Source organism: Paenibacillus sp. 01T422 (genome assembly GCF_056398785.1).
The window spans coordinates 1-7,092 of record NZ_JBFTQB010000260.1 but is presented as its reverse complement, the minus strand read 5'-3'; the positions used below and the strand labels follow the sequence as shown (position 1 = coordinate 7,092).

Genomic DNA, 7,092 nt, shown 5'->3' with positions numbered 1-7,092 from the left:
ACCGTGCCGCGCTCATAGTAGTAAACCATGGTATAGCTTGAATAAATCCGGTTTACCGTCGCGCTTCCTTTGAACTCTGATACAGCTTTTCGCATTAAATTAGCCAGTAAAGTATTACTTAATCTGCAGGATCCTGTACATTCATATAGGCCCGATTTCTTCTCAAATGAAAGGACGATTTCTTGACCTGCACCATCTTGAAAAACAACCTCTTGATTGCCATTTTCCAAAACCTTCACTTGCAAAGTCACTTGATGGTCCACGAACATCTGAAAAAACCTGAACATCTCGGCTTCTGTTAACTGGAGGCAGGTCTTGACATATTCAGTCGCTAACCTTTGTGCCATAAAAATCCCTCGATTCTTTGTTTTCAAGCAATGAACAATTACCTTGTTTATTATTATACTACAAGCGGCATTAATATTCCTGCGTGCATTTCATGATAATCCGCCAAATATTCTGAAAAAACCAAGGAATTACGGAATGCCAGTAAATTTTCCCTAGGAAACCTCACTTTCCCGTGTACTTCTTCTTGATTTCCTCTCTCTTTTGGCATCTTGCTCTTAAATACACAAAAAACCGCCCTTTGAATCAGGACGGCTCTCTATCGTTTGTTTCACTTAGGGCTTCAGCTAAATCTACTTCCGGCTCTCCATAGGCAATAGCTTGCTCTAGAATCCCCCACAGCTCGTCCTTCCCAAGCGTAAGCTCGGAGGAGAACATCAGTGGCTGAACACCTTTATCCATCCCTAGTGTTTCTCGCACGATTTTCAGATGTTTGGCCCATTGGCTTTTTGGAATCTTATCTGCCTTCGTTGCAACCACGAGTACAGGCACATCATTATGTCTAAGCCATTCATACATCGCTTGGTCATCTTTGGATGGGGGATGTCTTAAATCCACCAGTTGCATGACGAGGCGCAATGTTTCACGGTTCATCAAGTAACTCTCAATGAACTTTCCCCATTGCTCCCGTTTTGTTTTGGATACTTTCGCATAGCCATACCCGGGAAGATCTACAAAATATAAGTCCTGATTAATCTTATAATAGTTCAGTGTTTGGGTTTTACCCGGTTGTGAGCTGGTCCTGGCCAAGTTCTTGCGGGAGATCAAGCAGTTAATGAGCGAGGATTTCCCGACATTAGAACGCCCTGCCAGAGCAATCTCCGGCAAGGCATCCTCTGGATATTGGCTAGGTCCAACCGCACTGATTACAAACTCAGCTTGATTGACTTTCAAGAATGTTCAACTACTTTCTATGGTTATCCAACGTGAGCTGGCGGCCTATTCTTCACAAGTGCATGTTCGAGCACCTGATCCATATGGCTGACCGGTATGAAGGTCATCTCTTCGCGGACACTTTCTGGAATTTCGACGATATCTTTCTCATTGTCCTGAGGCAGCAGGATGGTACGAATGCCAGCACGATGTGCAGCGAGCGCCTTTTCTTTCAGTCCTCCGATTGGCAGTACGCGGCCGCGCAGCGTGATCTCTCCAGTCATCGCAACCGATCGCGAAACCGGGATATTCGTCAAAGCCGAAATCAAGGCCGTTGCCATCGTTATCCCAGCGGAAGGACCGTCTTTTGGTATCGCACCCTCTGGAATGTGGATATGGATGTCGTTCTTCTCGTGGAAGTCAGGAGCAATCCCAAGCACATCCGCGCGTGTTCGAGTATAGCTGAACGCCGCTTGTGCGGATTCCTTCATGACGTCTCCGAGCTTACCTGTCAATGTCAGCTTGCCTGTGCCCTGCATCACTGTCACTTCAATGACCAGCGTATCTCCACCGACTTCCGTCCAAGCAAGCCCTGTAACCGCCCCGATCTGGTCCTTCTCTTCCGCTACGTTGTACCGGAACTTAATAGGACCCAAGTAGTCCTTCAGGTTCTCTTCCGTTACATGCACCGGCGTTGATGGGTCGGACACGATTTTCTTGGCTGCTTTTCTGTTCATGCCAGCAACTTGTTGCTCTAAATTCCGAACGCCGGCTTCGCGCGTGTAATCACGCACGATTTTCATCAAAGCTGAGTCATCAACTTGGAGTTGATCTTCCTCTAAACCATGATCTCGCTTTTGCTTCGGCAGCAAATATTTCTTAGCAATCTGCATTTTCTCAATTTCCGTATAACCCGGGATGTAAAGAACCTCCATCCGATCTAACAAAGGACGCGGAATATTGTGAACAGCATTTGCTGTTGTGACGAACATGACATTGGACAAGTCAAACGGAACTTCAATGAAATGATCACTAAAAGTGCTATTTTGCTCGGGATCCAGAACTTCCAGCAGCGCCGATGCGGGATCGCCGCGGAAATCCATGGCCATTTTATCGATTTCGTCTAATAAGAAAACAGGATTATTAGCTCCTGCATTTTTCATCCCTTGGATGATCCTGCCGGGCATAGCGCCAACATACGTGCGGCGATGGCCGCGGATCTCAGCTTCATCCCTTACACCACCGAGCGAGATGCGGATAAACTGTCTGCCCATGGATCTTGCGATCGAACGGGCGATGGACGTTTTACCGACCCCCGGCGGACCCACCAGACAAAGAATAGGACCTTTCAGCTTCTTAACCAGCTTCTGTACGGCTAAGTACTCAAGCACGCGTTCCTTCGGCTTCTCAAGTCCGAAATGATCTTCATTGAGGATGTCTTCGGCAATGTTCAAATCAAGATCATCCTCGGTAGATTTGGACCAAGGCAGTCCGAGCAGCCAATCGATATAGTTGCGAATGACGCCACCTTCAGCAGAGGTTGACGGCATTTTCTCCAGACGATCGATTTCTTTCTCGACCTTCTCGCGCACCTTGTCAGGCAGCTCAGCTTCCGCTAACTGACTACGCAGCTCATCGACTTCGCCTGCACGGCCTTCCTTATCGCCAAGCTCTTTCTGGATCGCTTTCATCTGCTCGCGAAGGTAATATTCCTTCTGCGTCTTTTCCATTTGCTTTTTGACGCGTTGGCTAATTTTGCGCTCCAGTTCAAGCACTTCTCGCTCATTATTGAGAATATTCAGCATTTTCTCGAGCCGCTCACGCACATCCACAGTCTCCAGAATGTCTTGTTTATCCTTAATTTTGAGCGACAAATGGCTGCAGATGACATCAGCTAAACGACCTGGCTCATCGATATCTGATACAGCCGCGAGCGTCTCTGGTGTCACCTTTTTGGATAAATTGATATAATGCTCGAATTGATTCAGGACGGTACGCGTCAGCGCATCAATCTCTGGATCCGTTATTTCTTGCTCAGGCAGCTCTTTTGCCGTAACTTCATAGTATTCATCATTCATGAGGTACTCTACAATCTCAGCACGCAACACGCCTTCTACTAAGACACGAATGGTTCCATTCGGCAGTTTCAGCATTTGCCGCACCTTAGCAATAGTCCCGATGCGATAAATATCTTCTTTGGAAGGCTCTTCGATGTTGATCTCAGATTGAGAGCAGAGGAGTATCATGCTGTCATCCACCATTGCCCGCTCTAATGCTTTAACCGACTTTTCCCGCCCTACATCCAGATGTAGAACCATGCTCGGATAAACCAGCAGTCCCCTTAGAGGCAATAGCGGCAATCTGCGCACCTTGATTTTTCCGGGTCCCATCCTCTGCACCTCCATATATAGGGAGCTTTGAGCGTTGCTCAAAGTCTCTCATTATTGTATTCATCCGTTGCCCTTTACATTTTATCAAAACTGCACAGAAAACACCAATTGGCATCTAACGCGGCATGTAAGGTAATTGCAACTTGGCATTAGGAATCGATCGTGTGCTGAGAATTCGCATGCAGAATCGGCAAAGTCGATGAAGCAATTGTTCTTTCTGCGGCAAAAGGCATCGGAATGACATTGTCATGAAGCTCAATCCCGAGTGCAACACTCAATACTTCCTCGATGGACTCCGCGGCAACGACCTCAACCCCAGGTAAATCGGCGAACATTTCCTGCCAATTTTCTTTTGGGATAATGACTTTGGTCGCTCCGGCTTGGAACGCTGCCTCAACTTTCGCGACTACGCCGCCTACCGGTTTGACTTTCCCATGTATGCTCATTTCACCCGTCATGGCCAATTTGTTATCGACTRGAATCCTATGTATCGCAGATGCGATAGCTGTTGCCATTGAAATACCGGCAGAAGGCCCGTCAATCGGCACACCACCAGGGAAATTAATATGCAGATCATAATCGGATGTGTTAAATCCGAGCTTGCGAAGAACGGTTAGCACATTTTCCACAGAGCCGCGAGCCATACTTTTTCGGCGAATCGTCCGTGATCCTCCTCCCATTTCTTCTTCATCCACAACACCTGTGATGTTGAATTTCCCCGTACCTGCGACGGCAATCGGAATTGCAGACACTTCAATTTCAAGTAGGGTACCCAAATTAGGGCCATAAACAGCTAACCCATTAACAAATCCAATTTGCGGTTGGGCAGGGATTTTGCGTTCAGGTCTGGGAGGAATTTGTGATGAATTTACAACCCATTCTATGTCGGAGGCCGTAATTTCATCTCTTTTATCCGATAAAGCGATACCAGCAGCAAGTTGAATGACATTCACAGCCTCCCTACCGTTCGTTGCATATCTCATGACAACCCCAACGGCAGCTTCGCATTTCTTAAAGCCGATCTTGTCCAAAGCTTTACGTGCAATCTCTCCTACTTCTTCCGGTAAAAGAGGGCGGAAAAATATTTCCAAGCAGCGCGAACGAATAGCTGGTGGAATCTCGCTTGGCGTACGAGTCGTAGCCCCCACTAAACGGAAATCCGCAGGAAGGCCATTTTGAAATATATCATGGATATAGCCTGGAATATTCGTATCTTCGGAACTGTAGTACGCGCTCTCTAGAAATACTTTGCGATCTTCCAGCACCTTTAATAATTTGTTCATTTGGGTTGGGTGCAATTCACCGATTTCATCGATGAACAGAATGCCCCCATGCGCCTTGGTCACAGCGCCTGGCTTCGGTTGCGGAATCCCCGCGACTCCCATCGCCCCTGCACCTTGATAAATAGGATCATGAACAGAACCGATCAGCGGATCGGCAATCCCTCTCTCATCGAAACGAGCTGTTGTTGCATCAATCTCTGTGAACTTGGAGTCTGGGCGGAAAGGAGATTCTTGATTTTTCTTAGCTTCTTCCAGGACTACGCGAGCAGCAGCCGTTTTACCCACACCCGGAGGGCCATAGATCAGAACATGTTGTGGATTAGCGCCACACAGAGCAGCTTTCAAAGCTTTCAAACCTTCTACCTGGCCCACAATATCCTGCATGGAGGAAGGTCTTGTTTTCTCAGATAACGGCTTTGTCAGTGAAATGGATCTAAGCTTTCTCAGCTTCTCCAATTCTTTTCTGGATTCTCTATCGACAGCAGAACGATTCGTCTGTTGGTTGCGCAGTAAATTCCAGAAATACAGCCCGATGACAACCGCAAAAAACACTTGAATTACCATTAAAATAATACTTAGACTCATTTGTCATACCTCCTCAGAGTTTTGCCTTCTGCAAAACGGCATCCGTAAGTTCATTTTTGCTTTGGCAAAACATTCGTAAACCTTAGCGATAACTTCCATTATTCCCGTGTAAAAGAAGGTTAATCCAATCCATGCAAACTTTTGAATGGCGTATGTAAGCTCCCTTTATGAAGAAGGATAAGAGATGACCTTTCATGCAAAAGGATGTGGCATTTTGAAGCGCTTATTGACAATCGTCCTACTTTTTCTTTGCCTCCTTGCAGCAGCCGGCTCTGATGCCTATGCTTATGCAGGAAATCCTTTGCTCCCTTATGCCGATATCATCATTGACGTTGGCCATGGCGGCCTCGACCCTGGAGCTAAATACGGCAAATTCCAAGAAAAAGATATGAACTTAGAAATTTCTAAGAAAACGTACAAACTACTTCAGAAAAAAGGCTACCGTGTCATTATCAACCGAACCGATGATTATGCCTTAAGCCAAGATAATAAATGGTCCTTTGGAGGAAGACATCGCAAAGATTTGGCACAGCGATCCGGAATAGCCAACACGATTAAGCCTAAAATGATGCTAAGCATGCATATTAACTGGTCGGGCAAACCAGATCGACGGGGACCTCTTGTTTTTCACCAAAATCGATCCGAAAGCATTCTGCTTGCCAATCTGCTGCAAACCTCACTTAATCGTGTGTACGGCTCAGAGGAACTGCCTATTCTCGGAAAAAAATATTATGTGCTCAGGAATACCAAATGCCCATCCGTTATCGTGGAGTTCGGCTTTATTTCCAATAAATCCGACCGCAAGCTGCTGAATAACGCTCACCATCAAGCCAAACTCGCAGATGCCGTAGCCCGGGCGGTGGATCAATACTTTGGGATGGTCCATAATCCCTCTACTTCACGTTAAGATTCACCGTTTGGGATAGTGGGACAAAGGTTGCTTCCCTTTGAATCGTTGGGATAGCTTCCTTGATGACTTGGGCTGTCTTCTTGCCGGGCGGGCCTACATGTCCAATTGCAATGACCAAGTCTCTGTCTTTCACAAACTTCTTAAATTTCACCATCTGCTTGCTGATGTGGCTGTAGGTATAGAGGTCATCAAAAAATAATTGGTTCTCGGAATAAGGGACGCCTTTGGGGCCTGCCAATTTCCCGATTAAGCTATGCGGCGTCGTGCGGCTGTCCAGTAGAATGAGATTTTTCTCCTTGCAGATATCAACGAGAATGGTCATGACTCTCTCATCCGCTGTCGCTTTTGAACCCATATGGTTATTGATGCCTATCGCATAAGGGACATCTTCGATCGCCGCTACGATCCGCTTATGAATTTCATCGTTGGATAAGTCCGTCGTAATGGCTCCCGGGCCAAGCCAACTCTTCTTACCACGCACAGGCTCCATTGGGAGGTGTAAGATAACCTCGTGGCCTTTGTCATGGGCCAGCTGAGCGTCCTGCTTGGTTGAGGGCAGAAAAGGCATCACAGCCACTGTAAAAGGGATAGGCAAATTCAACATTTCTGTTGTGCCGTCCATATTGTTGCCAAAGTCGTCAATGACGATGGCTACTTTTTTGGTCTTTAACTCGACAACTGGCTGATTCGGGATCAGGCTATCAGC

The 7,092-nt window shown here is 46.7% G+C and carries 5 protein-coding genes and 1 pseudogene; 1 reads left to right on the top strand and 5 read right to left on the bottom strand.

The window, feature by feature from the left end; genetic code table 11:
- From AC1DUA_RS16080 to lonB, 4 genes and pseudogenes are all read right to left on the bottom strand, one after another.
- Window positions 1-347: pseudogene (locus AC1DUA_RS16080) on the bottom strand (non-ribosomal peptide synthetase module); the annotation flags it as partial.
- 244 nt (window positions 348-591) lie between these two features.
- On the bottom strand, window positions 592-1,239 hold the full coding sequence (yihA, locus tag AC1DUA_RS16075) for a ribosome biogenesis GTP-binding protein YihA/YsxC (RefSeq protein ID WP_477500730.1): 648 nt from the start codon (window positions 1,237-1,239) through the stop codon (window positions 592-594).
- Window positions 1,240-1,262: 23 nt separating this feature from the next.
- On the bottom strand, window positions 1,263-3,608 hold the full coding sequence (gene lon, locus AC1DUA_RS16070) for an endopeptidase La (RefSeq protein ID WP_477500729.1): 2,346 nt from the start codon (window positions 3,606-3,608) through the stop codon (window positions 1,263-1,265).
- Window positions 3,609-3,757: 149 nt separating this feature from the next.
- Window positions 3,758-5,476 (bottom strand): ATP-dependent protease LonB, encoded by a 1,719-nt coding sequence (lonB, locus tag AC1DUA_RS16065; protein ID WP_477500728.1) that lies wholly within the window; start codon window positions 5,474-5,476, stop codon window positions 3,758-3,760.
- A 214-nt stretch (window positions 5,477-5,690) separates the two neighbouring features.
- Here lonB and AC1DUA_RS16060 point away from each other — a divergent pair, with 214 nt between their 5' ends.
- Window positions 5,691-6,383 (top strand): N-acetylmuramoyl-L-alanine amidase family protein, encoded by a 693-nt coding sequence (locus AC1DUA_RS16060; protein WP_477500727.1) that lies wholly within the window; start codon window positions 5,691-5,693, stop codon window positions 6,381-6,383.
- Here the strand turns inward: AC1DUA_RS16060 and AC1DUA_RS16055 are convergent.
- Window positions 6,370-7,083, bottom strand: a complete 714-nt coding sequence (locus AC1DUA_RS16055) for a divergent polysaccharide deacetylase family protein (RefSeq protein WP_477500731.1) — start codon at window positions 7,081-7,083, stop codon at window positions 6,370-6,372. The genes AC1DUA_RS16060 and AC1DUA_RS16055 overlap by 14 nt on opposite strands.
- Between the last annotated feature and the right edge of the window lie 9 nt (window positions 7,084-7,092).

Excerpts from the sequence above, each read along its gene's own strand:
- lon (WP_477500729.1), bottom strand. The coding sequence starts at position 3,608 with ATGGGACCCGGAAAAATCAAGGTGCGCAGATTGCCGCTATTGCCTCTA.